We start from the raw sequence: 25050 nt of genomic DNA, 5'->3' as shown, positions 1-25050 counted from the left end.
GGTCGGACCAAAACGCTTGCCGGGACACCCGGACCCGGTATGCTTTCACTTTGTTCTGCATAAAAATTTTGATCGGGAGCAGTAAATAAATACCTTTGGATATGGCATAGTTGCCGGGCCGTATCGCGGCTGATAAACGCAGGGCTGCCTGCGGCCCTCGCGGGTTTCGTAATTGTTTAAAGTCTTGAACAATTCTTCTAATCAATTTTTTTGTGAGTTTTATGGCAAGGCCAAAAGTTGAACCATCAGAAAAGAGGTCTTTAAAAATCACTTTCAGGGTAACCGAAAAACAACGGCAGCGATTATTGATCCTGGCAGACGCGTGTGGTACCAAGCCAGGCGAGCTGGTCAGGACGAAACTATTTAAAGGACATTTCCCACCTATGCGTTTGCCCAGGATTGACGAGAACACTTATGTCGAATTAAAAAAGATCGGTATTAATTTAAATCAATTGACAAGGCATGCCAACTCCGGCAGGCTGCCTTTGGGCATTGATAAAACCCTTGCTGCGCTGTTGCGGCAGGAAGAAAAGATTTTAAGGATCTTATTGAACGATGATAGCGGAACAGATCATAGGTAAAAGCTTTATGGGAGCTTTAGGCTATAACCTCAGAAAGTTTAATCTCAAAGATATCAGTCAAAGAGCCGAACTCCTTGAAACAAACTTTGCATCAATGGATTTAGGCCTGATCAAAATGGAAATCAATCTCGTTAGACGGATGCGCCCGGCAGTGGGCAATTATGTATATCATACCAGCCTCAATTTTTCACAGGAAGAAAATGAAAAGCTAAGCAATGACAAATTACTTGCCATCGCCAGTGATTATTTACAGGGCATGGGTTTTACAAACAACCAGTATATGATATTCCGGCACTATGATGCCGGCCACCCACACATCCACCTATTGGCAAACCGTATAAAGTTTGATGGCGGGATCGTCTCGGACAGCAAGAATTTTGATCATAGCGAAGCTTTATCAAGAAAGTTAGAACGGCTGCATGATCTTAAGCCAGTAATGCAAAGTAAATATATAGCCATACAAACATCCCCGAATAACATAAAAGTTTTCCCGACAAAAAGTACTTTCCGGCGTTCGCCTAAAAAAGGCGAGATAGAAATGGTAGTGCGAACCGGAGAGGCATCGCATAAAATGTTGGTTCAGGAAAAGCTATTGCTTATCCTGAACCAACCGAAGCGGAGCATGCAGGACTTCATCCAGCAATGCGAGGCTGAAGATGTGCATTTACTTTTTAACCAGGCAACTACCGGGCATATCAGCGGCATCACTTTTTTTTACAAAGACTTTAAGGCAAAAGGCCAGGCATTAGGTAGCCGCTTTAAATGGATAGAGATCGTAAAACAATTAGACTATGAGCAAGACAGAGATCGTCAAAGCATTAGCGAGGCTAACGGCAGAACAAAAGCAAAATACGGAGAACTTACACCAGTCGGAACCGGAAACACAGCAGACGGAAGAAGAAACGATCTTACAACTCCTGTTCCTGATGCAGAAAAACTCGTCGACCTCGGCCAGCCATATCACACAGATAACGAAGACGCAGAACGAGATACTACAGCGGATGGAGAAGTTGAAAGTAATGGCAGCAAAACAGGCAACCTACCTGAAACAACTTCGGGTAATGTTGATAATAATCTTACTGGTGATTGGCGTGATGCTGGTTATGGTATTCAAATTTCAGATGACGAGGATGATGCGTTGAAGCGACGGAAGCGGCGGGGCAATGGAAGGTAATTTACCAACAGCACATACGCTACATATTTTTGAGTAATTCGTTTTTTTCTTTTTCGGTGGCTAATAGACGTTCGTATAGTTTTTTGTTTTCTGTAAATAACTCGACGAGTTTGTCAATCGGATTAAATGTGCATTGATAATTCATATAATTGGCTGGGCCAAAATTAGATGCTCCATTATTTGAACCCTCATAATTATTTTGGATATTATAAATAACCGCCTCATCGGAATAGTTTTTTATAGCATCGACAGATACGCCTAATGCACTGGCGATTTTTTCAAGAGCACTTTCTTCAATTTCTGAACTTTGCTCTAACTTAGAGACAGCTTGTTGGCTAATGCCTAATTCTGCCGCTAAAGCCTCCTGCTTCATCCCGCGCAATTCGCGAATTCTGCTGATCTTTCTGCCAATATTTTGGGTCGTTTCTGCCATATTCAAATGTATAATTAATTACTAATGTCTACAAGAATGCTATGGAAGCATTCATTGTATTTTACCATTACGCTTTTTTCTTTTCCGTCACCTCTTTACGAAGTTCAGAAGCAGCGGTTTTTATCTTTTGCATGGCATTACGCAATCTCGTGCCTGCGGCTTTATTACCTTTTTCAAAAAACGCTTCGGCATCATGCTCGGCTGCGGATATCATGTCCTTTATTGCATTAAATTTTTCCATGCTTTTTTGTTTAAGATTGATAAATGTACGAAACAAACGAATTAATGTAAAACACAACCTTAAATAGTTCGGTACGCTGCTGCCAGTATGGTTATTTGTAATTCAATATTAACGCAAGGCTTATGAATTACCGTCGAATTGAGCTGTCAAAAAAACAAAAAATAGAACTTGCACCGTTCCTAGTCCGTATCAATAAAAAGGTCAAACCGCTCTGCGTGATCTGCTTCGCGGCTTCAACGAAAACTATTGATGCCCAAAACCCCTTACCATTTCCCGCCAGTGAGCAGAGCGGTATTTACGGGGTTTTAATTATCACCGCTAAAAAGGCAAACAGGCAGTACGTGCAAAAACTGGCTAACTCCACCGCAGGATATTCCCGTATTGTCGCGATAGCCCACAACTGGGAATATGTAAAGGGTAAACTACAGGAGAAGAATTTTTTTTTCATGGTAGCTATGCAGGGGGGCTTTATACTTTCCGGTAGTCTGGACAAACCCATTTGCGAAAGTCTTTCAGTCAATGAACTACATCTACGGGCACAAATTAATTTCGACTATCATATTGATTATGCTATCAGGTTTTCAGAAGCCGCGTCGCTTTGCCAATTGGAAGACCATGAAGGTAGTTGCTTATACCTGCTTTACCAGGCGGTATTACAAGCCTGTTTTACACTGATATGGGTTTATGCCTTTTATGAGCCGGACTTTGATAACCTGGACACGCTGCTAAACTTTTGTTATAGTCTGGAACCCCGGCTGGAAAAGTATCTTCCGCGCGACAAATCCGTGGATAGTTCTTATTTTGATGCCTTGACAGGGATCTACCGCCATATCCATTTTAATAATGATTTCGAGGTCATTGGCAGGGATGTGGAGTTTTTGGCCAATATCACCGACCTGTTTTGTGAAAAGGTAATCTATTTCTGTCATGAGCGAATTGATGCTTATAAAGAATTGGTCATTCTTTGACCTAATGCTAATTACAATTGGTTATGATGCGCTACACCGTGTAATAAATCTATCTGTTAAGATTAAATAATATGAAAATTGCAAACATCAAATACGCCGACGTTAGTGATGCCATCCTTAATAAAGTGGTTGTCGATCTCTCACAGGCCTTTCCTGTCCGGTATATCATCTGCTGGGGAATAACAACGGATCATCAGGAACGCATCACTTGCTTTGATAACGGGCTTAAACAAATACAAAAACATTTCTTTCTGCTGGTCATCACAGATGCAAATACCCCGTTGGAGCAAGACATTCAGGATTACATCGAAAGCAAGTATGAAAATGGCGAAATAGTTATTACAGCAATTTCCTGTGGTTTTGCTAATGTAAATGAGGGCATAATGGAAGGCAACCGCTTTTTTATAACGGTTTGTAGCAAAGGTTACTTAATGTATTCGTCAGACGGACTATTGATACAATTAGACTATCCGGTACTGGATCATGATATAACGCTTACCAAAGCGGAACAGCATTTCCATCACCGTTACCACATGGCTGAAGGGTTTCTTTTAGCCGCCGAACAAAGCCTTGACGGCGGTTATTATAACCACGCGGTATTCTTGCTTCACCAAACCACAGAACAAGCTTGTATAGCCATAACAAAGGTTTTCCTGGGCTACCGGCCTGACACGCATAATATTAAACAACTGATCGACCTTTGCTGCTCTAATTCCAAAAAACTTAAAACCATATTTACCTATAATCAAGTTACCGAACAGCTTTTTGATTTGATGCGAAAAAGTGATGTCGATGCCCGTTATCAGAATGCTTATGTGGTGCAAAGTACGGAAGCGGAAAGTCTGTACCAATTAGTGCATGAATTCGTAGAACTTACACAGGTGCTTTGCAAAGAAAAGATCGGGGATTACCAGATTTTGGGGGCTTCAGGAGATCATTTATAAAGACATTTGATTATAGTGCTGGGGAGAAAATGTATGCTGCGGCAAGCGGCTCATTACATCACGTGTTATCACACTATATTCATTCTCCGCCAGCCTCGCTGCGAATGGTGCAGTACTGAAACTCGTACCTCGTAACAGAACTGCTAATTGGGGAATAGGAATTAGCTGCCTGGGGGATAGGATAGGATTATAATTATTAGGGTTGCCAAAACCAAAGCGGGCTATCTATATTTAATGCAGGCATAATTGGTTTGAAAATGAAAATTTTGGGTTATATATTTCTTTTTATCATCATCGTGCTTCACAGTTACCGTACCTATCAAAGCCAGGTGTACTGGCTGGACAAACTTATTGCCCGGTTCATCCGCTACCTCAAATCGTTATGGCGTAAACGATGATATTCGCAACAACCAAAGGTTCTAAATTATTAGCCCTGCTTATAAACTGCCCTACTAAAAAAAATTTATTTTGCATTGCACTGCAGTCACAAAATTAGCACCGCAGTAAAACAGTCAAGGGCTTGTAAATGGCGATTATTGTTTAATTGTTTTTTATTGGCATCGCCACCCCTGACAGTTTTCCTGCTTGCTGCTGGCGGTTGTTTAAGCGGAGCAATACCAACCTATGTACATATTTATTTTAAAAGGGATGTAATAAAATGGAATAACAAGCGTCAAAAGAATAATTAGGCAATTACCAAAGCCGTCCGTTTATTGACCCGTCACCCGGCAGGTCGTATTTGGTGTTTACAAATAAGATAGCTGGTTGCTCATCTGTTTTCCCTGTTCACACCGTAATAATCGCTCATTCTGGATGCCATCTTATTCGTCGGGACACCCGCCTGGTATTGTTACAGGCGACCAGTGATCACCGATCAGACATACCTTCTTATTGTTACGACATGAAGGCCGGATCTTCTGAAAAAAGGAATGTTACTACCGCGCAAGCCATCGTCATATTGAAGAAAAATGGCTGCGAAGTAAATGAAAAAGAAGCTGAAAAAATCTTGGAATTAATGTATTTTTTAGCTAAATTAGTTGTAAATCAGAACGTTAAGATATGAAAATAGCAGATTTATATATCAGGGTGAGCACCGATGAGCAGGCGGACAAAGGCTATTCTCAAAGAAGCCAGGAAGAGGTATTATTGAAATATTGCGAGATCAGCAAGATACAGGTGCGAAAAGTCATTTTCGAGGATCACTCGGCGAAGACGTTCATCCGCCCGGAATGGATCAAGTTGTTAAGCACCCTACGCCAGTATAAGAATAAGACCAACCTCGTGCTATTCACCAAATGGGACCGTTTTAGCCGGAACGCTCCCGATGCCTATCAAATGATAGCCACCTTAAAGAAGTTAGGTGTAGAACCGCAGGCCATCGAGCAGCCGCTGGATATGGAAGTTCCCGAGAATAAAATGATGCTGGCAATCTATTTAACCGCTCCCGAAATTGAGAACGACAGGCGTGCGTTAAACGTGTTCTACGGGATGCGCAGGGCAAGGAAAGAGGGCCGCTATATGGCCACTGCCCCGGTAGGGTATAAAAACAGGACATTGGATGGCGGCAGGAAAACAATCGTGCCCCATGAGCCGGCAGCATCTGTGCTGCAATGGGCATTTGACGAATTAAGTATCGGTCAAAACACTGTGGTGGAAATCTATCGGCAGGCAAAGGTAAAAGGATTGCCTTGCAGTAAAAACAATTTCTGGCATGCTTTGCGGAACCCCGTTTATATAGGCAAGATCGTGATCCCTCAACTAAAAGAAGAAGAAAGTTACATGGTGGATGGCTTGCATGAGCCGCTGATTAAACCGGGTGTATTTTATGAGGTTCAGGACGTGCTGGAAGGACGCAAAAGGAAACTAAAGACAAAGATAGTCACGCAGGATATGCTGGCTTTAAAAGGCTTTATAACTTGTCCTACCTGCGGCAAGGTATTGACAGGGAGCGCATCTAAAGGTAGAACCGCCCATTACCATTACTACCATTGCAATTCTACCTGCGGCTACCGGACACGGGCAGAGGAAGCGAACAGCATCTTCGAGAAACATCTAAAAGACTATGTATTAAACCCGGATGCCGCAGAGTTGTTCAAATCGGTTATACTGGACGTTTATAAAAACGAACACCAAACTACAGGCAGCAGCAGGAAACAGTATATCGACCGGATAACCGCGTTAAACAACAAAATAACCAAAGCCAGGGAGTTGTTATTAAATGACGATATAGAAGCCTCTGATTTCCGTGCGGTGAAGGTGGAAGCAGATCGGGAGATCATGGTGTTGGAAAGCAAAATAAGTGATTTGCGAACTAATCAGATGAGTGTAAGCGAGATGGAGAAAACGCTGGATTCAGCAATGGAAAAGCTTACTTGCCTCAATACAATATACTGTAAATCTGATCATTACGAAAAACGAAAACTAATTGGTTCGATATACCCTGAAAAGTTCACATTTGAGGATTTGAAAGTTCGAACCGCGAAAACAGGGGAGGTTTTTGAATTTATTTACCTGATAAACAGGGAGTTATGGGGTAAAAAAAATGGGACAACGACCAGAAATTCTGTGTTGTCCCATAGGGTGATCCCAATAGGATTCGAACCTATGACCTACAGATTAGAAATCTGTTGCTCTATCCAGCTGAGCTATGTTTTAAAGCCTATTTTTAGTTTTGTAGCAGAAAAGTGCACCAAAAGTGCACCAAATGTCTCTCACTCAATTAGATTTCACTGAACCAACAATTGTAACGTCCAACGACCTTAATCATCGTTCTTATATAGCGTTTAATTTGAATGGCAAACCAATACGCCAATATCATGGAAAATGCCTCCAGCTTCAAATTAATCCTAATCGCGCAAAGTCGTTATCTGAGAAAACGCTCCTTTTAAATAAGTTGTTATTCGCATTACATAAAGCGTTAGAAGCAGGAACATACGGAGACCCCATCCATAGCCAATTAAATTTACCTAACATTTCCAAAGTTACAACTATACCCTTCACTAAAAATATTCCTAAAGCAACAGCGTTACAGCTACTATTTTCAGCAGTAAAACTCAAGCTTAGAAGCGACTTGAGTAAAAAATATAAACGAAATCTAAAAGCAATTTACAGGCAATTTCGGAATTTCATGACGATAGAAGAGCAAAATGCTTCTCTGCTTTCTATTTCAACATTACGTGTAGAGACATTTCTTAGTGCTTATTCCTCATCTGGTACATATTACATGAATAAAAGACGTGATTTAGGTGTTTTGTTCACTTGTGCTGGCAGAGGGTTTGAGCAGTCAGTAGGCACGATAAAGAAATCTTCAAAAAAGAAATCTAAAGCAACATTGCATAAAGCTTACGATAAGAGCCAGGTAAAACCGATCCTTAACTTTTTGGAAATTAACTATCCTAATCTCTACTTATGCTGCTTATTAACCTATAGTTCATGGCTTAGGCCACATGAAGAGGTAAGATTACTTACCGTTGAAGATTTTAAAAGAGATTGGACGGAGGTGCATTTATCTGGCGATGATAATAAAGGTGGCAACGTAAGAGTAGTTTACATACCTGATTATGCTCGTGAAGCGCTTTTACCTATACTTTCAAAATTAAGTAGAAAAGATAATATCTTTAGTAGAAACAGCAATCCACTTAACGAATATTATTTTAATACATCTTGGTCAAGAGCGTATAAAAAGATGTTTAGCTTGGGATTAATATTCGAAAATCAAACAATCTACTCATTTCGACACACCGCTGCAATTGAAGTTTATAGAAAAACTAAAGATGTTTATCTACTTCAAAAGCTATTGGGGCATTCTAATATAATCGTTACACTAAAGTATCTCCGAAGTCTTGGTGAATTTAATAGTGAAGAGCTTAGAGATTCCGCTCCGACATTGTAACTTTTAAAGTATGCCTGTGACGCCAGTACACAAAAAAAGCCCATCCTTGTTAAGGGATGGGCTAAATTTAACAAATAAAGAAAACTACAATTCCTCGTCTTCAGGTTTAAGTTTAAATAACGGGGTATAACCTGTTATAACTTTTTTCAGCTTTTGATTGATTGTGTCGTCGTCATCACAACAGATCTCTGTTGATTCTACTCTTACAATGAATAGATTGTAAAAGTCCCGCATACAGTTTCTCTTTATACTAGAAGTGTATGCCGCTGAGCCATGATCTCTCCTAGTTCCACTTACAGTTTGAATAATAGCATTCTCTGTAACTGGTTTGCCAATGGTAAACGCTTCAGCTAAATCATCTTGTAGCTGCTGAATTTTATAATCAGCTTGGAAGATTGCTTCCAATTTCTCGTTCACTTTCTTAAAGCTATTCTCACCTTTGCCATCTAATAGTAAAGTAGCTTTAATGGCCGTTGCATTATCTGGATATATGCCACGGAAAACGGCGAATCGCTGTTTTTGAGTGTAAGTTAAATCATCGTAAGTGATTGTTTTGGAGGCCACGCCAGTGTCCTCATTTTGATTGTTTGTCATATTAAATTGAAATTTACTCTTGATGTAAGAGCGTTTAAAAGATTTGTTAATTAAATCATTTAAACCAGCTGGTAAATTGTTTTCACAATTTAAGGGCATGATTAACCCTTCACGCAACACGGCCGTGTTACGCTACAATATATAATCTGTATCGGTTAATTACGTCGATACAGTAACTATTGGTCAAAATACAATTGAACAAAAAAGTCCAGGCGTTTTTTCAGGAAGTCAAAGAACACAAAAATTCTAATTACCCCTAAGGGGTATTGTCGGTATGGATTTTCGGCCTTGAGAACGGTAAGTGTCGGCCTAACGAAGATGTCGGTATGTAAGCATGTAGTTGCTCTTCGCTGTTGCAAATTTAGAATTTGTATTAGATATTCAAAAGAAAAGTTTAAAATAAATTTTGTCTAAATGCTTTGTGGTCAAATCAGTATAAAGGGATATCCATTAACTAATTGATTATGTGTTTATTAACTTGTTTTCATAAGTTATTTTTCGTATATTTGTATCAACAAAATCATAGTCGATATAGCCCCAAGGCACAAAACATTTAAGGTCGGATTAGCTCCCTGATCTATTGTTTTGCTCAAAATTTCCAATAAATGATCGACGTTAGATACACCTCAAAATGGCTCTTCTGCTAGGAATTAGATACGCCTTGTGAATTTTAAGACTAATGAATAATGTATTTAACGACTACCGTGCACGAACTCGCACCAACTGATTACCTAGATAAAATATATGCTAATGGCCTCCCAGTTAACACCATTTTAGATAAAGGACGATGTGGGATCGGTGCGACGACTATCGAATTGCTTTTTAAAGAAAGATGCTCGCTGATTGTTGTTCCGAACACTAACATATTAATAAACAAACAAAGATCACACCCTGAAATTGATATCGTTTATGGGGATGTCCACTACACCAACGTTGTAGATATTCTACGTAATCCAAAACAAGGTCATAAGATAATGTCAACGCCGGATGGGGTTTGGAAAATTTTTAAGGCCGCTAAAGAACTTGGGCGACTAGATGACCTGTATAATAATTGGTTTCTGTTGCTAGACGAGGCTCATGCTTTTATTACTGAAGTTTACAGAGGTAAGGCCATGCTTCGGCCTTTCCAATACTTTTGGAATTTCAAAAGCAAATCGCTAATGTCTGCCACACCGTATGAGTTCAGCAACCCAAAGTTCAAAAATTTACATTATGTCAAAATTCGCTTTACGGCTAGTTTGGGTAAGGTTTGCATAGTTAATTGCCGAAGTGTGGAAGCGACTTTAAATTGGATATTAGATAATCGTAATCAATACCCTGGTAACCTACATGTCTTTTATAATTCCGTAACTGAAATAAGTTTAGCAGTACAAAGAGCAAGTTTAGATGACTGTACAATCTTTTGTGCCAATGACGAAGAGAATGGTAATCTAATTAAATTAGGGGACAACGCAAGGCTACACTCCTCTCAACCGGAAACGGGTTCTTATAAAAAAGTAAATTTTTACACCTGCAAATATTTTGAAGGATGGGATCTCAAAGATGAAAATGCAACAGTTATCCTAGTCACCAATCATAATAAAACTCATACTAAAGTTGGGGTGAGTATGAAAGGCAAGCAAGCAATTGGAAGATTAAGGGATGAACCCTATGAGATTATGCATCTTACTAATCACGAAAATCGCAGACACCTTAAAACTATCTGTGAATTCAAAGCTGAATATACATTAGAAGCTATGTATTCAATTGAAGCAAGTAACCAATACGTCGCATATTGTCAAGCTAATAATTTGTCTATTAAGGCACATGAGCAAATCAAGAAATATGCAGATATTGACGAATACACACAATTGGCCACTCTTAATTGGGAAAAGTTAGATCAACAGATTAATGACGCCGCTAGTGGCGAGATTTACAATCATATAGATTTTATACAACAAGCCTGGAAAGATGCGTATTATGATATTGAATTGATTAAGAACGATTTGGTATCGGAAACAGCAACTTTAAAAAGACGTAAGTCAGCCGCTAAACAACTTGAAGAGGATTATAACTTGTTAAAATCACAAAGCAAAGCTGAAACGACAAAGTTGTTAACCTTAAGTTCAACATCCACTATTGAAAGTTTTGTGAATAAAACCAACCCACAGGCCTTTAAGGCCTTTCAACTAATAGACGAAGAGACAATGAGCAATTTAAAATACAATGTTAAAAAAGTAGAAGCAGAGATTATACGCAGAGACAATAGTTCATTAGAACTTAAGTTTAGGCAGATGTTAAACCTTACATTCAAGATTGGAGGAGAATATACTAATAAAGACATTAAAGAGAAGTTACAGACAATATATACCATATTGGGAATTAAAGCGGAAAACGGTAAAATAATGACAGCAACAGCAAGCCAATTATCAGCAAAAGGATTGTTCGAGGTTGAAGATTGCAAGGTGTTAATGGATTCTGGAACACGTGAGCATGGCAAGCGAATCATCCGAACTCAATTTAACTTACGAATGGCTGCATGATAAACTCTCAGTTTCCAAATTCCATAAAATCTGACATTTGTCCTTAATATAGTGATTTACAAGAAAATCATTTTTTTTGGAACTTTGTAATTTAAGAACTCAAAACCTGCCTAAAGCAGGTTTTTTTGTTTATCAGACCTTTTTGCAACCAAATTTGACAAAACGTGCGTTTAGCTCATTTTTATCACAAACACCGAAGTCCTACTTGAACAACGAGTTGTGCAGGATGAGCTTTTTTTCGTTATAGACATCTTTGATTGCGGCCAAACGACACAGACCACATTCATTTAAAAGGTAGGCTTCGAAAAGTAACCTTTAAGAAAGAAGTCTGGTGATGTTCAACTACGACAATTTAGGTTAAATAAAACATGCCCCTCCCCATTAAGCCGCCCCCCTGGGGCTTCAATATAAAGTTGCCTTTCCTATAGAAAAACACTTCTCTCAAAAATATTTTGAGAGTGTTGTAAACGGATCTACAGCTCTGATTTGACCCCCTTACCTTGTCTCGAAGGGAAAAGCTATATATAGCGTGATGTTCGCACAGCCAGGCTGTCATGAACGCGCCACATATCTTCCCTTCGCAAGAAATGGCAAAGCATATCCCAAGTCCCAAAGAGTACTGCCTAAACCCAACCCATTCCAAACTTTTCAAACCAATTTCACATCATAAACGACACCTAAAAATCCTCATAAACACATGAAAGAGATACTACAAGCCATCGAAAAACCAATAACGACACCTGCGTTCACAAAAGTTCGACCCATCTCAAAACGATGGAAGCGAGTTAGTGATTTGTCACACCCCAATAAGCTTAAACAAACCATTGATACAAGGATTATTCAATATGAACTGGTGCTTGAAAAAGTCAAGCACCTATACGCCAACTCGGGTGAAGTTTGCTATGAACGTGACTTTAAAATCGATAATGAAAATCCGTTTACCATCTACAGCTTCCTTACACCAGGCTTTTGGTGGGATATTGAATGTGATCTTCTTTACGATATCAATGTTACCTATCAATTTGCAAACTGTCCACACGAGGACGCTATAAGAGCGTTGTTCCGTGAGTTTCACTTAGCCCAATACATTAGAGAGGTTACTAAACAACCAACGCTTGCAGCGTTCTATACAGCGGTATTGGCCTATCAAAAACCTCAATACATCCACACACTTTAAAACCTTAATATAATGAATAAAGCAGAATTAACTTTTGTTGAAGAGACGCCAGGCGATAGCGTTTATGTTTTAGTTCTATGGCCGTGGGTACAGGATCTAATGGAATACACTTGGTTCAGAAAAGAATGTTTGTTGCACAATGCATCCGACGACCAGGAATATCACGATTCGGCCTACTTTGTCCCGATCAAACGCATGCTTGAAGTGCAGGTTGGTGATATAAGCAATTATATGGGAGATTGAACCGCAAGGGTAAATCCATTCCAACCTTAATTTCTTAAAAGGTACTGCGCCTGATTGCAGTACAAACAACATTACAAATGCTTGGTGAGATTCACCAGGCATTTTTCATTTAAACCCAATTCAAACCAATTGATAATGAAAAAACTAAAAAACCAGTCACCTTATAACGAAGCAGTCGAAAAGGCTTACCACAAAATACTCAGAAAAGCAAAACAAATGCTTTGCACCATAGAGCAAGATGAGTTACGCTATACGCTTATTAGAAGTGATAACCCAACCAGCACCGGCTACATAGCCCATGAGTTTGTTAATCCGTTGCTTTACCTGCGATTAGAAGCAGAAAATGACAGTTCATTCTTTATCCACTTTGGCATAGAGCAAGTTCAAAACAATGAGCTTCTAAGCAATATTACATCGAGATTTATTAGAGCACTTTACGCCTTTACAACAAAACAGGCAGCAACAATAAATATTGAAATGGCTATACGAACGGACTGGCTTCTTAATTCATGCTCTGACGCTTATGAGTACATTGAAGAACGCAATAAATACCACATGTTTAAGCAACTCCCTTATAAAGCAAGTGGTGTTAAAAGAAAACAAATGAGAGCAGTTGCTTAACTATCATCACTTATTAATTAACTTTACATCAAAACAAGGAGGAAACCGCAAACAGCACTATCATCGATACATCAACTACTTAAAATATAAGCGTTAAGCTTTGTTTGTTTTGCATTAGAAACCTTGGAAATTTTTTAAAGCTACCAAAACAAATGAGTTCAACGTCCACGCGAAAGCGTAGGACGAAGACTTGTTTGTGGTATCTGGGCTTTTCCAAGGGCCTCTAATGCGCAGACTAAGTTAAGTCCTGCGCTTTTGTGTTTTATAACCTACCGATAAGGACTAATCGGTGCCTTAACACATTACAATGAAAATCACTCTTATCTCACTCTTATGGTTCTTTTGGGGCTGTAGTATTTGCACTGCGCAAAGAACTTTCAAATTTAATATCGACGAGCAACAGTACTCAATTGAAGAGCAAAAGCTCAATGATTTATTTGGTTCTGCTTTTAATAGCATAATTGAACGCGGAGCAACAAGCAATAAAAACTTCGATCTATGGGCACGAAGTTTTGTTCATTGGAAAGATAATACAGTAAATGGAGTATGGGTTTATGAAACTCTTGGTAACCGGGTATCTAGCCTATCCTACCAAGGGTCAGATTTAGACGAAGTTTATTTAGGTTGGGACCCTGGTCACAAAACTGCGCAAGGAAACCCAAATAAAGAAAAGAATCACGGAAAGCGATTTGCAATTCTCAACACACATTTGAGTCGCGAAATCATCTATTACTTAACACAAAAGGTAATCATTAACTAAAACACTACCATCACATGAAGAGAATCCTATTATCAATGTTGCTCATTCTATCAATTGCAACAGCTAACGCACAAACCATTAATTACACCCAATTGCAACAGCTTTTTAAAAGCTGGAAGAATAGCAAGGGTAAAAACTTAATTACAATCGATTCAAAGCTTAAGATCATAAGTCCAAAGTGGAAATTGCAATCCAAGACACCGAAGGTTGATGGATATGTAAAATCAATAGTTTGGCAAGCATTAGAAGGTAAATCCGATACATCGCTTTTCATAATTTCAATAGAGGAAGATGAAGAATCGTATAAATATTCGATAAGTTATTTATTTCATAACAAGGTTTGGTTCAACAATTTGCACAAAGGCATAATATCATCTACTTACTATAAAGGCAATGTTGTTTCATTTAGTGACAAAACTACTGGAGAAACAACCTATACAGGCAAACCTGAAGAAGTCGGGCCTTTATCATCAAGGACAGATTGTATATTATCTGACTTTAGTAAAAATGAAGGGGTGTTTACATTCGACCTAAAATCACGTTACATTAACAAATAATTAGAACCTTATGAATCTATCACCAAAAGCTATTGCTTGTTTTATAGGATTGTCTATAATCTCCTTTTGCTCCTTTAGCCAAACTCAAAAGTTTGTTGTCAGTTCTAAAATTTACTTTGATGCCAATTTCAATCCACGTATTACTGTGACTTATCAGAATGTTTCTAAAAAAGATATTTCACAGATAATGTCTTCATTTATTTACAATAATTACTCGGATTGGGACAACACAAGCATGAGCCGCAGTTTAAGAGAAGCTGCTACTGTAAGGGTTATAAGGAATGTAAATATTCCGCCAGGTAAAAGTTATAAAGATGATTTCGCAATAACTCCCTTAGACGGCTATGAAGGTAAATCACCGATTGGACATATATCTAAAATAAGATTTTCAGATGGTTCTATTCAATCATTTGATTAACTATGAAATACAATCCAACAACAAAAGAGCTCTTCACAAATGAGGGGCTCTTTTTAAAGAAGCTGCATTGCCCTTTGTCAAAGCAATGGGAAGAACTAAGCCAAACTGATTTATTAAAAGGTAAGATGTGCGATCATTGCCAAAGCACTGTTCATGATACTTCATTGTTTAAGGATGATGAATTGTTAAGCTTGCTTAAAAGCAATGAGCACACCTGCTTAAAAGTTGATCTTAACCAACCTAATCTGACCATCACATACAAAACCAATGAACGATAAGAATTTAAGAGTTATTAAAACTGCAAGAAGCGAGAAAGCAATCAATGAAGCAGTTGCTAAAGGCTATTGGCCTTTAGTTAAGCCAGTTGTACCATCACCTAAAATCAAAAGCAAGTATGCCATACTTCAAGACCCGATAACGGGTCAAATTGAAGTTATTCACGATTATAGAGCACTTGGAGAAAGTATTTCAGCAGATGGAACAACGCCTACACCAACAGTAATTGATTTCACTTACTACTATCCACATCATTTTGAAAACCCCTTTGCTGCTTACTTAATTCCCAAAGACTTAAAAGTCGGAGAAGTAGTTTGGCTTGAAGATTTGATTGAAGATATAGTTAGTGGCAGTTGGAACCAAGGAGACGCATACAGGCTGCAAAGCTGTGAAGCAAAATGGGATGGTAAAGATTTAATAATAAACTTTAAACCTTTAGACGACCAGTATGTGATGGTTGGTTAAAATATACATTGATAGGTAGTTGAGTAAGTATTAATGATATGTTTACACTGAATTGATAGATACAAGCTTTAACTATTCATTAATGCCTTTATAGTAACAACTTTTGCAAATATTATTATATTACATTTATCTAAATCATATCAATGGAATACATAATTAGCAAAGGAGCAGAATTGCCAGATACAGAACTTAAAATGGAAACGATGCACTGGTTTAATATGTGGGCTACTCGTAAGCCACCGTACAGTAATTTATTAAAAGGAGATGTTCTATATTGGTTAGATAAAGTTAAAGCAAGAATTGTTTGGAAGACAGTAGTCACCGAAGTTAATCGATATCCATATGACGACAAATTGGAAGTTTATAAATTGTATGGTGATTTTATGACTCAATCATACTTTGATTCTAGACCGCAGTCCGGCTACTTCCTAAATTACCAAGTAAAAGTATTGGCAAGAATGGACATACGTAAACCTGACTTAAAATTTGACCAGTTAGGTTGGGAAATGTTGGATAAAAATAACTACAACACGTGGTTTTCCAAAGCACAGGGAGACGATACATCGGTTTTAGATGATAACATAACACTTGGTGGTTCTTTGCAATATACGTTACAGCAGCTCAATGAAAAGATGAAATATGTGTCACCTACTAGAGTGGAAACACTTGTTCTTAATACAATAAGACATGACACTAAGATAGTACAAGCTTTAAAACAGGCAGCCAATTATAAGTGCCAATTTCCTAATTGTGGGCATCAGATAATTAAAAAAGGGGGAGGGTATTATATTGAGGTGGCTCATATTTCGCCGGTTAAGAAAAACGGGAAAAGCATACTTGGAAACCTTATAGTACTGTGTCCAAATCATCATAAAGAGTTTGATTTCGGAGAAATTAAAATAACTAAACAAAGTGCAAATGAATTAATCGGAGTGATTAACGGGCTGCCTTTTAATATACAATTAACTGTGGCTAATAATTAACTACCTATCGCTTATAGCATACAGCGTAGTAGCATAATTTCTATATTAGTGACTCAAACCTATTAATATGACATTTAAACTTGGTAGTTTCTTTCCAAAACAACCTATAAACGAACCACCTTTGGATTTAAACGATCCTAATTGGGAAAGGCTTGAGGGTGGCTATAAGGGTCCATCATACGACGCATCAATTGCTTTAAGACAACTGCAAGGAGTTAGTTCATTAAAACAGGCTAAACCAATCTTTGACGAGCTGTGGAATAATCTGCATCATCAAGGAGATATAGGAGTAGCATCACTATATGCGGTTCCTCATTTAGTTAGGATTGCAAAGGACAAAGGATTGATAGACTGGAATGTACTTGGGCTTGTCACTCTTATTGAAGTTCAGCGAAGCAAGTGCAATCTGACTATTCCGAGTAAACTCAAGAATGAGTATGAAGCTGCGATAGGGGATTTAAGCGTGCTTTCTACATCTGTGCTAACTCAATCATAGGGTTTAGAAATAGCTTCATCTGCTTTGGCAGCTATTGCTCTTGCCAAAGGGCAAGTAAAGCTTGCTAATGCTATTCTTAACTTAGACAGTGAAGACGTAATAGACGAATTTCTAGAATCATATTAGCTTTCTTAAGCAACCAGAACCATATTTAACCATTTCCTAAGAGCCCTTTAAGAGGGAATGGTTAGATCTGTTCTTTGCGCTCCGGGCCTTTCACACACCAGGAAGATTTGAGTTACGTTGCTCTAACCTCATCAAACCATCACGCCAAGCTTCGTTAAGCATCAATAAGCTTTTTCAAAGCACATTAACGCTTAACCGGCAAGAACCGGCTTGTCATGCGATTTGATTTTCAGAGAGTCGCCACTCCACATTCGCTCTTGCTATCCTTTTAAACGCATCGCTGTAACTACGCTAAAGCTTTGTTTTCGCTCAACATATAAAAGTATATGCGCTCATATTGTTAGGCTCGCCTGCCGCCATCGCTCGGGCTGCTCAACTGTCACAGCATTTGAAAGGCAAACGCACAGGCCAACTAATCAAATGCACCGCCAGTTTTTTGTGAGCATACTGAGCAGTCGTACTGCGTACTATCTCTGCTCAGACCCTCGCTCAACTCGCAGGACGTCTCGCGGTGACTTTAGTTTCTATATAACTTAATAATCGTTAAGACATTGGGTCAATTATGTATATTAGACCTTCAAAAAAGCAAACTCTATGTCGGAATCATATCAATTGCCAGAATCTTTACAAATCATTGTAGCAATAAGTGCTATTGTTTCGTCCTTTGGGGTGGTTGTGGCGCTCATTCAAATTGCCATTGCAAAAGGGCAATTCAAAACACAGTTGGAAGTCACGTCTAATCAATTTTATTTATTAAACCAAGGTTATCTTAGTATAGATACACGTTCAGCCCTTTATTCTCCGCAACTGGCACCTGGGTCTCCTATGGTACCAGGAATTACTTACGAAAGCATATCTATCTCAGCTTCTTTAGAAAATGTAGGTAACACTCCTATAATATATGAAATTGACCAGTGCGTGTTTAAATTTAACGGTCTTACAGTTTATAAACCCACGATCAAATTATCAGATAAAGGAGTGTTATATCCTAAACAAATTGCGACGTTCGGGCTAGGTCAAACACCATTTACCAATCTAAATGAGCTTTTAACCACTGATGCAATCCAGGCTTTAAATATAACATGTGTTTTTAGTTTTAAGTACAACGATTTTAATAGTAACGTTATTAAAACTATAGAACGTACTTTAGAGGTAAGAGTTGATGATTATAGAATAACTGGAATATATTCTCAAATCGGTGACACTATTTGAGAATTTTAAAACCATTGCGGTTAATTGAAAAAGTAAAATGCCTAACCTCGCTTTGAACGTCTTTGCCTCATCATTATAACACCTTCTGTTGACGGTTTAAAACTAACTGATAGCAACCATTAGATCATTTATATAAATATTCATTTGCTTTCAAACGTTCTTTCATATTCAAAAGCTGGTCTCTTAAACCAACTACATAACTTTCAGCTTCTTCAGAATTTGCAGAAATAAAAGCCTTATTGTTAAAACCTTGCTCAGAAATCAAGTCGAAGGCTTTCTCTACTTCATTTGCAGCACTCCAAGCTATTTTTAAACCATCTTCTGTACCATCGGCTAGCTCGATCTGTTCAGCTATATTCATACATACTAATACTTGTCTAACTTCAATTGGTGGATGAGTTGAAGATCGATAATTAGATATTGGGAATTGTTTCATTCCAAATAACCGAAATGTAGTATATGTTGCAAACGCTAATAAATAAGTTGATTTATGACGATTTTCAAATAATGGCTTTGTTTCATTAGACTGGTTTTCGATGTTAATTAGGTAATTATCTAAAATCCTTAATCCATAAAATACTGCAAATCTATCAGCGTCATATTCTAAAGCTTGATATTCTGAATTTGTAAGACTGAGGTTTTGTTTAAGGGTTAGATGTAGGAAATCTAAGTGACCACAGATTGCATGTGCATATTCATGATATAAAATAGATCTACAAGCCATCCAACTCAATACAGTAGCAGCGGTTTGTCTTAATGGATCTTTTGGAATAGCACGTTCAATTCCACCTAATTCGGCTTTAAGATCTAAAAGACTCGTTATTTGAGCATTATTAATTCGTTCAATGTTAATTTCATTTTCAGCATTACCTAAGTTGTATATTACTTGTTTATTGCAAAGAAATCTGTTGAAGATCTCAAAAAGAATAATTATAACGGCATGGTTTATTCCAATGTAACAAACATCTTCATCTTTAAATATCTTTGCAGCAAAAGCCCCATTAGATACAAAGCCTATATAACAAGTTGGTGGACTAACGAGATATGTATTAGCATATTCAATTGCATTATACATGTCTATAATTGTTGCGTAATGAACTGCTAAACTCAATTCAGGCATCTCGCCCCCTTCGTTTGCAAAAAGCTCGTTGAAACGATGTTCTAATTCAATTTTATTCATACTTAACATATTTCATTGCTAACATGGTTTAAAAACATAAGCACTTAAAGACACTTAATTGTAAACTACGAGGGAATACCTTTTTGAAAGTTGTTCTCTTATAATTGAAGGTGTTTTATTCGAAAACCGACTTCATCATTGACACTTTCAAGTGTTTGTATTCTAAACTAATATAAGTAAGTTTACTGTCTAAACCTAAAAGTATCATGAAGAAATCATTACTTATCCTATTCCTGGCCGCAGGATCATTAGTAAGCGCGCACAACTCAAAACCAATAGCCGCAAAACGTACTGTTGCAACATGCGTAGGCGACAACCCTTGTAAAGCTTGTAAAAATTGTAAGTATTGTAAACGTTGTGCTAAGGATGGTAACACTTGTGGGGTTTGTAAAAAGTAATATAAGGAGATTGTATGAAGACACCTAAGCTAATATTTTATCTGGCATTATTAATTTGTACGTATGGTTGTAACAATAATCAATCATCGCCGGTTCAAATCAATAAATCAAATGAATCGGATAACCCGTCTTCATCAGCTATTGCAGGAGAAAACGGCACAGATAATACATTACATGTTGATTCAAATTATAAATACGAATATAGAACTGGAACTTCAGGTGCGTATGAATACAATTATGATGTTGAAGGTTCAGATGATAATGGTAAAAGCGTCACGGGCAATATTAGTGTTTCGGGCAAATATGGAACTGGTACTATAACCGATGAAGATGGTGATGAACAGGATATAGATGTTGAGTGGGTTGATTACGGTAAACTTGAAGGCACCGATGAAAATAATAATACCTATGAACTTGAAGTGCAATAGTTATAATCAGTAAACAATTGATTTACATATCAAATTAAATGGGTCACTCACAATAATCTCAGGCTTGCCTTTATAAAGAACTACCTTACCAATTGCACCAACTTCATCACAAGCCATCTTCTTATAGGCCTCAAGCGCAATACCTTTTAAAACAATAGTTAGTACTTGATTTGGGTAAGCAGCACTAATCATTACGGGAGCGTTCTTAGCGTCTTAAGTTTAATGTAAGGTGCCGGCCAAGCCGATATTATCAGGATTAGTAACAACTATCTCTACTTTGCCTTTATATTCTATTACCTTACCGGTGACACATGCAGTCATTGAATTTAAACCTTTATATGTATTCTTGGCTTCCCCTTTAAGAACAACCGTAAGTAGTTGGTTAGGGTATTCAGCTCCAAGATTTAATAAAGTCGTATTCTCAAAAACTTTGTAACCGTAAACTTTGGCACATACTAGTACTGTCTGACCAACGCACTTGTCAATATTTTTAATTTCAACACTTCTAATTATACGTTTAGTAGCATTAGTAGCTAATATTTTTGACTGTTTGTCTATATTAACAGCTCCGTCAAGAGTGCCTAGTACATCTTCAAAATTGTTGCCTTTAAAAACGTCGTTCAAAATACCAGCTAAACGGATTCCAGCCATCTCGATACGCTCGTGGACGATATTGATGTGTGATTCATAGTAGCTGTGATCAAGCTTATTATTTTGTGCAACTTCAGCATAAAGCTTCGTACTTATCTGATAACTTTCCCAAAGCCAATTCATTGGCTTATCAGCTTGCCATTGTTGAATTTGTTTTGAGGAGGCCTTGTCATAGTCAACAGCCATTCGAGTAAAATCGTCGCCTTCAGTGGCTATTAACTTACTATCCCAAAGCGAATGCAAATTAGTCCCTTTACCGGCATATTGAACTTGAATAGCGTTACCACCCTTATCTTCCTTTCGTGATACGTGCATCGGTTGATGTAAGTCACCAACAAAGTGAATTAAGAACTTCAATGCCTCTCGTTGTTTTTCAATTGAATTGTTTTGATGATTAAGAACATGAATTGCTTTTTGAATCGCAGAATAAACATTTTCGTTTTTTGGCAGGGTAACCGAATCCGCGAAGGCCTTATAGCTTAAACCTAAAGGGACATTTAAGTAATGCCAGGATGAAGTATGTTTATAAGTTGGCTCTCTAAGCACTTGATCGGCCCAAGATGCTGCATCAGCCATTGTTGTATCACCAAGTAAAGCTTTTACTGCTGCCTTTGCTTGTGGTGTTAGGTGGTTGTATGCAATTGTTGCGACTGTTTTGTGGCCGACTACTCCCCAGGAAATCAAGAAAAGGGAAACGCAACTGATGATGCTTAAGGCAAGGTACTTTCTCATAAGACAAATGTAAATAAGCAACGTAAACAATAGGTTAACTATCGTAAGTTAGTTATAAAACAAAAACGCCAGGCTCCTCAGCTTGGCGTTTCTCATTTTTCCTTTCGCTTATATTTTATAAGCCCAACAATTGCTTTTTCTTGGCATCGAATTCAGCTTGAGTTATTGCACCTGCATCTAGCAACGCTTTGTACTTTTTAATCTCATCTGCTGCGCTTACGGGTTGTGCCGCAATGGTGTTTTTCGACTTATATTCATCAGGTACTACGATCTCACCAGCGGCTATCGCATTCTCAACATCGACCTCATATCTTGTAAATCCTGAAAGTAAAACATAGTACATAAACCCTTTCTTTTCACTTCCTCTCTTTTGAAGCTTTGCTACTTTCATTAAGGAGCCCGATTTGCCTCTTGATAGTGCGTTAGCTTGATTAGCTAATCCTTGATATCCGGTTGTGGAGTAATAACTAAATAAGGAGGCCTGATTTATTCTTATAAACTTGAAATCGCCATCAGGCATCGCCCCTGTGCCAATTTTTAAATCTTGCCCTTTAATGATTTTGAATCCAGACGTTGTATACAGCGTATCTCCTTTGATCATCGGTAGTTCTTGAGAAAAGCAGGTAGTAACAGCGAATAATGCCGCTGAAAGCATTAGAAGTAGTTTTGTTTTCATGTAATTAAGGTTTAAGGTAATTCTATAATTAGAATTTGTTCATTTCTTTGAAAAACTAATTTACAAAATATACGATACCAAACTACATCTGATACTAATTAAAACCAGTTACTTCAAGAAGTTGGGAAATCTTAATCAACGGTCCGTTGTCGGAGAAAACAACATTCATCTACTCAGGATAGAATATAAGCCTCTTTCCTAAAAGGTACCGTTCCTGGCAGTTTCGAAGCCTAACTTTTAAAGAATAGGTTTATCTTAGCAATGTGAACCTACCTTACGAACCGGAATTACCAATAAATCTATTAGCTGCCAGTTTTAACAATACATCAGCTACTTATAAGTTTTACTGGTTTCTTTCCATATTAGAAAAAGTAGAGGCTGGCATCACTACCATCGGTAAACGAGATTTGTTTATAAGTATGGTTGCCCATTCATGGTTTACAGTTAACTACTTTCATATTTCATTAGGTAAACAGGATCAGTTACAAAAAGCTGTCGAGAGGATCAAACTATTGGAAGGGTTAACAATTGATGCGAACAGATTTAATATTATCAGCCGGTTGTCAAACACCACTCATAAGGAGACGAATAGAGAATTGCAATACTTTAATGGGGAAGTACCTCATCGTTTCTTAAGCCCGTGGTTCAAGGCCGACAATTCAAGTTTAGCATACACTCTTTCCCAATCTTTTACCAATAATTGTTTATATGCTTTGTATAGAGACCAGATAGAAATCAATCCGGCTTGGGTTACATACCTACAAAGGAATGCTCGTTTATTAAAGGACTTTTGCTATTGGAACCTGGCAATGTATCTCCAATCAAAAAATCCTAACGTTCCTGACATTCCTAACAAGCTTTTAAAACTACCGTTTCGTAAAGGTCTTGTTGAGCAACGTAAGAAGTATTGGGACATAGTAATTAAAGAGCTTGGCAGTGTTGATTGTATATATACTAATCGGCCATTGTATATAGGGAACTATGCCGTTGAGCACTTCGTGCCTTACGCTTTCGTATCGCATGATTTGATTTGGAATCTTATCCCAGCTGACAAGTCCTACAACAGCACTAAAAGTGAAAAGTTACCCAACTTAGAAAGCCATTTTACTCCGTTCTTTCAGCTTCAGAAGAAAGCTGTCGAAGTTATAAGTCATAAGCTTCCTAACAGCAAGTTTCTGCAAGATTACCTGACCATCTTCCCCGACCTGACTACTACATACTTTAATAAGGAAAAGTTCTTCGAGCAGATTCAACCGTTGGTTACTATAGCCAGCAACAATGGTTTTGAATATTTAAGCTAAGTAAGCTCAGTGAAAAACTCTTATTGATGTTAATATGCAATTGAAAGTAAGTGTAATCTTACAGACTTATTTCAACAAGTCCAACTTTTCGTTAATTGCATATAGTTGCCTATTCATACTTAACAGAAGATCGCTAGTTGGCACATTTCGTCGTGGAGATCGAAGTTCTTTTAATTTTTGTGATAGTGTTTGGTACAGCCTGTCATCATTGTGGTCAAGACTACCTTTTTCATAATTCTTTAAAAGTATCTCAATGTCTTTAATAAAATTTAACTCCAGTTCATTTTGTGCGTGGTTAAGTATATTCTCTTTTGAGACAAATTGATATCTCTCTATCCAATCTTCTTTCGATTGGTCGATTATAGATTCCTCATATTTAACGACCTTGACTTGGACGTCATGACCTCCGCAAAATTCTATAAGATTAGGCGTATCCTCGTCAATAGAAATTACTTCGTCGAGATAAAATTCTTTTAAGATTTTAAATTGCTTTTCGGCTGTTAGGTAGTCATCAAACCAAAGAAGAAGCATTGCGTTCTTGTAGTAATATCTATTGTCGTCATAATCACTGGTTATACGATATAATGCCTCTTGTCTAAAAGACAGCCAAAGTGTGTTTGACTTATCGTTGATGTTGATTGCCTTTAAATACCAGAGTCTATTTTCACTGTTTAAAAATTCCATTTTTATTCTTGGGAAGTGTAAGTGCTTTAAAGATAAGTAAAGGTTTTCGTATTCATATTTTAGAAGAACCTTAAACAAGCCCACCACACACAATATATAATCAATACTGGCAAGCAAAATTAGCCAGTTAAGCAGCAAACGGTGGCCATTTCCCACTTACTCCCACAATCCAAGGTAGTATCAAAAACTTTAGAGCTTACACGGCATAAACCCACATTGCCCTTGCTCTACCCATTTATTCCATGTTCCTAAAAGTTATTTGCTCTCCACCTTGACCTTATTGCCTCTTACAGGCTGTCAGGCTGCCATAATTAATT

Annotated in this window: 30 protein-coding genes; 22 read left to right on the top strand and 8 right to left on the bottom strand. The window is 37.8% G+C overall.

The annotated features are described in order from the left end of the window. The first annotated feature begins 221 nt into the window (after positions 1 to 221). The gene (locus tag ABIB39_RS18445) at positions 222 to 581 is read left to right on the top strand and encodes a plasmid mobilization protein (protein ID WP_354431654.1); all 360 of its coding nucleotides are present in this window, start codon (positions 222 to 224) and stop codon (positions 579 to 581) included. After that, a complete protein-coding gene (locus tag ABIB39_RS18440; RefSeq protein ID WP_354431653.1) occupies positions 556 to 1755 on the top strand; it encodes a relaxase/mobilization nuclease domain-containing protein in 1200 nt (399 codons plus the stop codon). Before ABIB39_RS18445 ends, ABIB39_RS18440 begins: the two co-directional genes overlap by 26 nt. Positions 1756 to 1774: 19 nt before the next feature. Here ABIB39_RS18440 and ABIB39_RS18435 read toward each other — a convergent pair whose 3' ends face one another. Beyond that, positions 1775 to 2188 carry a helix-turn-helix domain-containing protein gene (locus tag ABIB39_RS18435; RefSeq protein ID WP_354431652.1) on the bottom strand — a complete coding sequence of 138 codons (414 nt, stop codon included), beginning with the start codon at positions 2186 to 2188 and terminating at the stop codon, positions 1775 to 1777. Between the two features lie 67 nt (positions 2189 to 2255). Then, entirely contained in the window at positions 2256 to 2429 is a 174-nt protein-coding gene (locus ABIB39_RS18430) for a BF3379 family histone-like protein (RefSeq protein ID WP_354431651.1), read from the bottom strand. 122 nt (positions 2430 to 2551) lie between these two features. Between ABIB39_RS18430 and ABIB39_RS18425 the strand changes: the two genes are divergently transcribed. From ABIB39_RS18425 to ABIB39_RS18405, 5 genes are all read left to right on the top strand, one after another. Continuing rightward, positions 2552 to 3397: a hypothetical protein gene (locus tag ABIB39_RS18425; protein ID WP_354431650.1), complete on the top strand. Its 846-nt coding sequence runs from the start codon at positions 2552 to 2554 to the stop codon at positions 3395 to 3397. A gap of 71 nt (positions 3398 to 3468) precedes the next feature. Next, on the top strand, positions 3469 to 4341 hold the full coding sequence (locus tag ABIB39_RS18420; RefSeq protein ID WP_354431649.1) for a HEPN domain-containing protein: 873 nt from the start codon (positions 3469 to 3471) through the stop codon (positions 4339 to 4341). Positions 4342 to 5242: 901 nt separating this feature from the next. Next, on the top strand, positions 5243 to 5404 hold the full coding sequence (locus ABIB39_RS18415; RefSeq protein WP_354431648.1) for a hypothetical protein: 162 nt from the start codon (positions 5243 to 5245) through the stop codon (positions 5402 to 5404). After that, positions 5401 to 7074: a recombinase family protein gene (locus tag ABIB39_RS18410; RefSeq protein WP_354431647.1), complete on the top strand. Its 1674-nt coding sequence runs from the start codon at positions 5401 to 5403 to the stop codon at positions 7072 to 7074. The genes ABIB39_RS18415 and ABIB39_RS18410 overlap by 4 nt, the downstream gene beginning before the upstream one ends. Further along, on the top strand, positions 7046 to 8233 hold the full coding sequence (locus tag ABIB39_RS18405) for a tyrosine-type recombinase/integrase (RefSeq protein ID WP_354431646.1): 1188 nt from the start codon (positions 7046 to 7048) through the stop codon (positions 8231 to 8233). The genes ABIB39_RS18410 and ABIB39_RS18405 overlap by 29 nt, the downstream gene beginning before the upstream one ends. Before the next feature lie 84 nt (positions 8234 to 8317). Here ABIB39_RS18405 and ABIB39_RS18400 read toward each other — a convergent pair whose 3' ends face one another. Beyond that, positions 8318 to 8944 (bottom strand): hypothetical protein, encoded by a 627-nt coding sequence (locus ABIB39_RS18400; RefSeq protein WP_354431645.1) that lies wholly within the window; start codon positions 8942 to 8944, stop codon positions 8318 to 8320. A gap of 587 nt (positions 8945 to 9531) precedes the next feature. Here ABIB39_RS18400 and ABIB39_RS18395 point away from each other — a divergent pair. The 12 genes from ABIB39_RS18395 (at position 9532) to ABIB39_RS18340 (ending at position 18683) form a co-directional block, all read left to right on the top strand. Beyond that, the gene (locus ABIB39_RS18395) at positions 9532 to 11349 is read left to right on the top strand and encodes a hypothetical protein (RefSeq protein ID WP_354431644.1); all 1818 of its coding nucleotides are present in this window, start codon (positions 9532 to 9534) and stop codon (positions 11347 to 11349) included. 697 nt (positions 11350 to 12046) lie between these two features. Then, entirely contained in the window at positions 12047 to 12526 is a 480-nt protein-coding gene (locus ABIB39_RS18390) for a hypothetical protein (RefSeq protein ID WP_354431643.1), read from the top strand. A gap of 12 nt (positions 12527 to 12538) precedes the next feature. Next, complete coding sequence (locus tag ABIB39_RS18385; protein ID WP_354431642.1) at positions 12539 to 12769, top strand: hypothetical protein; 231 nt, start codon at positions 12539 to 12541, stop codon at positions 12767 to 12769. Positions 12770 to 12904: 135 nt separating this feature from the next. Then, on the top strand, positions 12905 to 13390 hold the full coding sequence (locus tag ABIB39_RS18380; protein WP_354431641.1) for a hypothetical protein: 486 nt from the start codon (positions 12905 to 12907) through the stop codon (positions 13388 to 13390). A 307-nt stretch (positions 13391 to 13697) separates the two neighbouring features. Beyond that, complete coding sequence (locus ABIB39_RS18375; RefSeq protein WP_354431640.1) at positions 13698 to 14150, top strand: hypothetical protein; 453 nt, start codon at positions 13698 to 13700, stop codon at positions 14148 to 14150. Between the two features lie 14 nt (positions 14151 to 14164). Then, positions 14165 to 14707 carry a hypothetical protein gene (locus tag ABIB39_RS18370; RefSeq protein ID WP_354431639.1) on the top strand — a complete coding sequence of 181 codons (543 nt, stop codon included), beginning with the start codon at positions 14165 to 14167 and terminating at the stop codon, positions 14705 to 14707. A 10-nt stretch (positions 14708 to 14717) separates the two neighbouring features. Next, entirely contained in the window at positions 14718 to 15125 is a 408-nt protein-coding gene (locus tag ABIB39_RS18365) for a hypothetical protein (RefSeq protein ID WP_354431638.1), read from the top strand. Positions 15126 to 15127: 2 nt separating this feature from the next. Then, on the top strand, positions 15128 to 15403 hold the full coding sequence (locus ABIB39_RS18360) for a hypothetical protein (protein WP_354431637.1): 276 nt from the start codon (positions 15128 to 15130) through the stop codon (positions 15401 to 15403). Further along, positions 15393 to 15866, top strand: a complete 474-nt coding sequence (locus tag ABIB39_RS18355; RefSeq protein ID WP_354431636.1) for a hypothetical protein — start codon at positions 15393 to 15395, stop codon at positions 15864 to 15866. Before ABIB39_RS18360 ends, ABIB39_RS18355 begins: the two co-directional genes overlap by 11 nt. 143 nt (positions 15867 to 16009) lie before the next feature. Next, the gene (locus tag ABIB39_RS18350; RefSeq protein WP_354431635.1) at positions 16010 to 16849 is read left to right on the top strand and encodes an HNH endonuclease; all 840 of its coding nucleotides are present in this window, start codon (positions 16010 to 16012) and stop codon (positions 16847 to 16849) included. 67 nt (positions 16850 to 16916) lie between these two features. Then, positions 16917 to 17345: a hypothetical protein gene (locus tag ABIB39_RS18345; protein ID WP_354431634.1), complete on the top strand. Its 429-nt coding sequence runs from the start codon at positions 16917 to 16919 to the stop codon at positions 17343 to 17345. 720 nt (positions 17346 to 18065) lie between these two features. Further along, a complete protein-coding gene (locus ABIB39_RS18340) occupies positions 18066 to 18683 on the top strand; it encodes a hypothetical protein (RefSeq protein ID WP_354431633.1) in 618 nt (205 codons plus the stop codon). 124 nt (positions 18684 to 18807) lie between these two features. On the opposite strand, the gene ABIB39_RS18335 is transcribed toward ABIB39_RS18340, so the two are convergent. Continuing rightward, entirely contained in the window at positions 18808 to 19863 is a 1056-nt protein-coding gene (locus tag ABIB39_RS18335; protein ID WP_354431632.1) for a phage exclusion protein Lit family protein, read from the bottom strand. 206 nt (positions 19864 to 20069) lie between these two features. Here ABIB39_RS18335 and ABIB39_RS18330 point away from each other — a divergent pair, with 206 nt between their 5' ends. Both ABIB39_RS18330 and ABIB39_RS18325 read left to right on the top strand, forming a co-directional pair. Continuing rightward, a complete protein-coding gene (locus ABIB39_RS18330) occupies positions 20070 to 20261 on the top strand; it encodes a hypothetical protein (protein WP_354431631.1) in 192 nt (63 codons plus the stop codon). A 14-nt stretch (positions 20262 to 20275) separates the two neighbouring features. Beyond that, positions 20276 to 20689: a hypothetical protein gene (locus tag ABIB39_RS18325; RefSeq protein ID WP_354431630.1), complete on the top strand. Its 414-nt coding sequence runs from the start codon at positions 20276 to 20278 to the stop codon at positions 20687 to 20689. A 6-nt stretch (positions 20690 to 20695) separates the two neighbouring features. Here ABIB39_RS18325 and ABIB39_RS18320 read toward each other — a convergent pair whose 3' ends face one another. The 3 genes from ABIB39_RS18320 to ABIB39_RS18310 all read right to left on the bottom strand — a co-directional run bounded on the left by ABIB39_RS18320 (position 20696) and on the right by ABIB39_RS18310 (position 22748). Next, the gene (locus ABIB39_RS18320) at positions 20696 to 20881 is read right to left on the bottom strand and encodes a hypothetical protein (protein ID WP_354431629.1); all 186 of its coding nucleotides are present in this window, start codon (positions 20879 to 20881) and stop codon (positions 20696 to 20698) included. A gap of 27 nt (positions 20882 to 20908) precedes the next feature. Continuing rightward, positions 20909 to 22072 carry a S1/P1 nuclease gene (locus ABIB39_RS18315; protein WP_354431628.1) on the bottom strand — a complete coding sequence of 388 codons (1164 nt, stop codon included), beginning with the start codon at positions 22070 to 22072 and terminating at the stop codon, positions 20909 to 20911. 115 nt (positions 22073 to 22187) lie between these two features. Beyond that, positions 22188 to 22748, bottom strand: a complete 561-nt coding sequence (locus ABIB39_RS18310) for an SHOCT domain-containing protein (RefSeq protein ID WP_354431627.1) — start codon at positions 22746 to 22748, stop codon at positions 22188 to 22190. Positions 22749 to 23011: 263 nt separating this feature from the next. On the opposite strand from ABIB39_RS18310, the gene ABIB39_RS18305 reads away from it, so the two are divergent. After that, positions 23012 to 24049 (top strand): HNH endonuclease domain-containing protein, encoded by a 1038-nt coding sequence (locus ABIB39_RS18305; protein ID WP_354431626.1) that lies wholly within the window; start codon positions 23012 to 23014, stop codon positions 24047 to 24049. Positions 24050 to 24115: 66 nt separating this feature from the next. On the opposite strand, the gene ABIB39_RS18300 is transcribed toward ABIB39_RS18305, so the two are convergent. After that, entirely contained in the window at positions 24116 to 24733 is a 618-nt protein-coding gene (locus ABIB39_RS18300) for a hypothetical protein (protein WP_354431625.1), read from the bottom strand. Between the last annotated feature and the right edge of the window lie 317 nt (positions 24734 to 25050).

It is taken from the genome of Mucilaginibacter sp. UYP27, from assembly GCF_040547175.1.
Lineage (GTDB): Bacteria > Bacteroidota > Bacteroidia > Sphingobacteriales > Sphingobacteriaceae > Mucilaginibacter.
The sequence above is the reverse complement of the archived record's forward strand: the minus strand, read 5'-3'. Positions and strand labels throughout refer to the sequence as shown.

What these genes read in the sequence shown, in the direction of transcription:
- ABIB39_RS18445 (WP_354431654.1), top strand. Translation starts at nt 222, where the DNA reads ATGGCAAGGCCAAAAGTTGAACCATCAGAAAAGAGGTCTTTAAAAATC.
- ABIB39_RS18440 (WP_354431653.1), top strand. Translation starts at nt 556, where the DNA reads ATGATAGCGGAACAGATCATAGGTAAAAGCTTTATGGGAGCTTTAGGC.
- ABIB39_RS18435 (WP_354431652.1), bottom strand. Translation starts at nt 2,188, where the DNA reads ATGGCAGAAACGACCCAAAATATTGGCAGAAAGATCAGCAGAATTCGC.
- ABIB39_RS18430 (WP_354431651.1), bottom strand. Translation starts at nt 2,429, where the DNA reads ATGGAAAAATTTAATGCAATAAAGGACATGATATCCGCAGCCGAGCAT.
- ABIB39_RS18425 (WP_354431650.1), top strand. Translation starts at nt 2,552, where the DNA reads ATGAATTACCGTCGAATTGAGCTGTCAAAAAAACAAAAAATAGAACTT.
- ABIB39_RS18420 (WP_354431649.1), top strand. Translation starts at nt 3,469, where the DNA reads ATGAAAATTGCAAACATCAAATACGCCGACGTTAGTGATGCCATCCTT.
- ABIB39_RS18415 (WP_354431648.1), top strand. Translation starts at nt 5,243, where the DNA reads ATGAAGGCCGGATCTTCTGAAAAAAGGAATGTTACTACCGCGCAAGCC.
- ABIB39_RS18410 (WP_354431647.1), top strand. Translation starts at nt 5,401, where the DNA reads ATGAAAATAGCAGATTTATATATCAGGGTGAGCACCGATGAGCAGGCG.
- ABIB39_RS18405 (WP_354431646.1), top strand. Translation starts at nt 7,046, where the DNA reads ATGTCTCTCACTCAATTAGATTTCACTGAACCAACAATTGTAACGTCC.
- ABIB39_RS18390 (WP_354431643.1), top strand. Translation starts at nt 12,047, where the DNA reads ATGAAAGAGATACTACAAGCCATCGAAAAACCAATAACGACACCTGCG.
- ABIB39_RS18385 (WP_354431642.1), top strand. Translation starts at nt 12,539, where the DNA reads ATGAATAAAGCAGAATTAACTTTTGTTGAAGAGACGCCAGGCGATAGC.
- ABIB39_RS18380 (WP_354431641.1), top strand. Translation starts at nt 12,905, where the DNA reads ATGAAAAAACTAAAAAACCAGTCACCTTATAACGAAGCAGTCGAAAAG.
- ABIB39_RS18375 (WP_354431640.1), top strand. Translation starts at nt 13,698, where the DNA reads ATGAAAATCACTCTTATCTCACTCTTATGGTTCTTTTGGGGCTGTAGT.
- ABIB39_RS18370 (WP_354431639.1), top strand. Translation starts at nt 14,165, where the DNA reads ATGAAGAGAATCCTATTATCAATGTTGCTCATTCTATCAATTGCAACA.
- ABIB39_RS18365 (WP_354431638.1), top strand. Translation starts at nt 14,718, where the DNA reads ATGAATCTATCACCAAAAGCTATTGCTTGTTTTATAGGATTGTCTATA.
- ABIB39_RS18360 (WP_354431637.1), top strand. Translation starts at nt 15,128, where the DNA reads ATGAAATACAATCCAACAACAAAAGAGCTCTTCACAAATGAGGGGCTC.
- ABIB39_RS18355 (WP_354431636.1), top strand. Translation starts at nt 15,393, where the DNA reads ATGAACGATAAGAATTTAAGAGTTATTAAAACTGCAAGAAGCGAGAAA.
- ABIB39_RS18350 (WP_354431635.1), top strand. Translation starts at nt 16,010, where the DNA reads ATGGAATACATAATTAGCAAAGGAGCAGAATTGCCAGATACAGAACTT.
- ABIB39_RS18345 (WP_354431634.1), top strand. Translation starts at nt 16,917, where the DNA reads ATGACATTTAAACTTGGTAGTTTCTTTCCAAAACAACCTATAAACGAA.
- ABIB39_RS18340 (WP_354431633.1), top strand. Translation starts at nt 18,066, where the DNA reads ATGTCGGAATCATATCAATTGCCAGAATCTTTACAAATCATTGTAGCA.
- ABIB39_RS18335 (WP_354431632.1), bottom strand. Translation starts at nt 19,863, where the DNA reads ATGAATAAAATTGAATTAGAACATCGTTTCAACGAGCTTTTTGCAAAC.
- ABIB39_RS18330 (WP_354431631.1), top strand. Translation starts at nt 20,070, where the DNA reads ATGAAGAAATCATTACTTATCCTATTCCTGGCCGCAGGATCATTAGTA.
- ABIB39_RS18325 (WP_354431630.1), top strand. Translation starts at nt 20,276, where the DNA reads ATGAAGACACCTAAGCTAATATTTTATCTGGCATTATTAATTTGTACG.
- ABIB39_RS18320 (WP_354431629.1), bottom strand. Translation starts at nt 20,881, where the DNA reads ATGATTAGTGCTGCTTACCCAAATCAAGTACTAACTATTGTTTTAAAA.
- ABIB39_RS18315 (WP_354431628.1), bottom strand. Translation starts at nt 22,072, where the DNA reads ATGAGAAAGTACCTTGCCTTAAGCATCATCAGTTGCGTTTCCCTTTTC.
- ABIB39_RS18310 (WP_354431627.1), bottom strand. Translation starts at nt 22,748, where the DNA reads ATGAAAACAAAACTACTTCTAATGCTTTCAGCGGCATTATTCGCTGTT.
- ABIB39_RS18300 (WP_354431625.1), bottom strand. Translation starts at nt 24,733, where the DNA reads ATGGAATTTTTAAACAGTGAAAATAGACTCTGGTATTTAAAGGCAATC.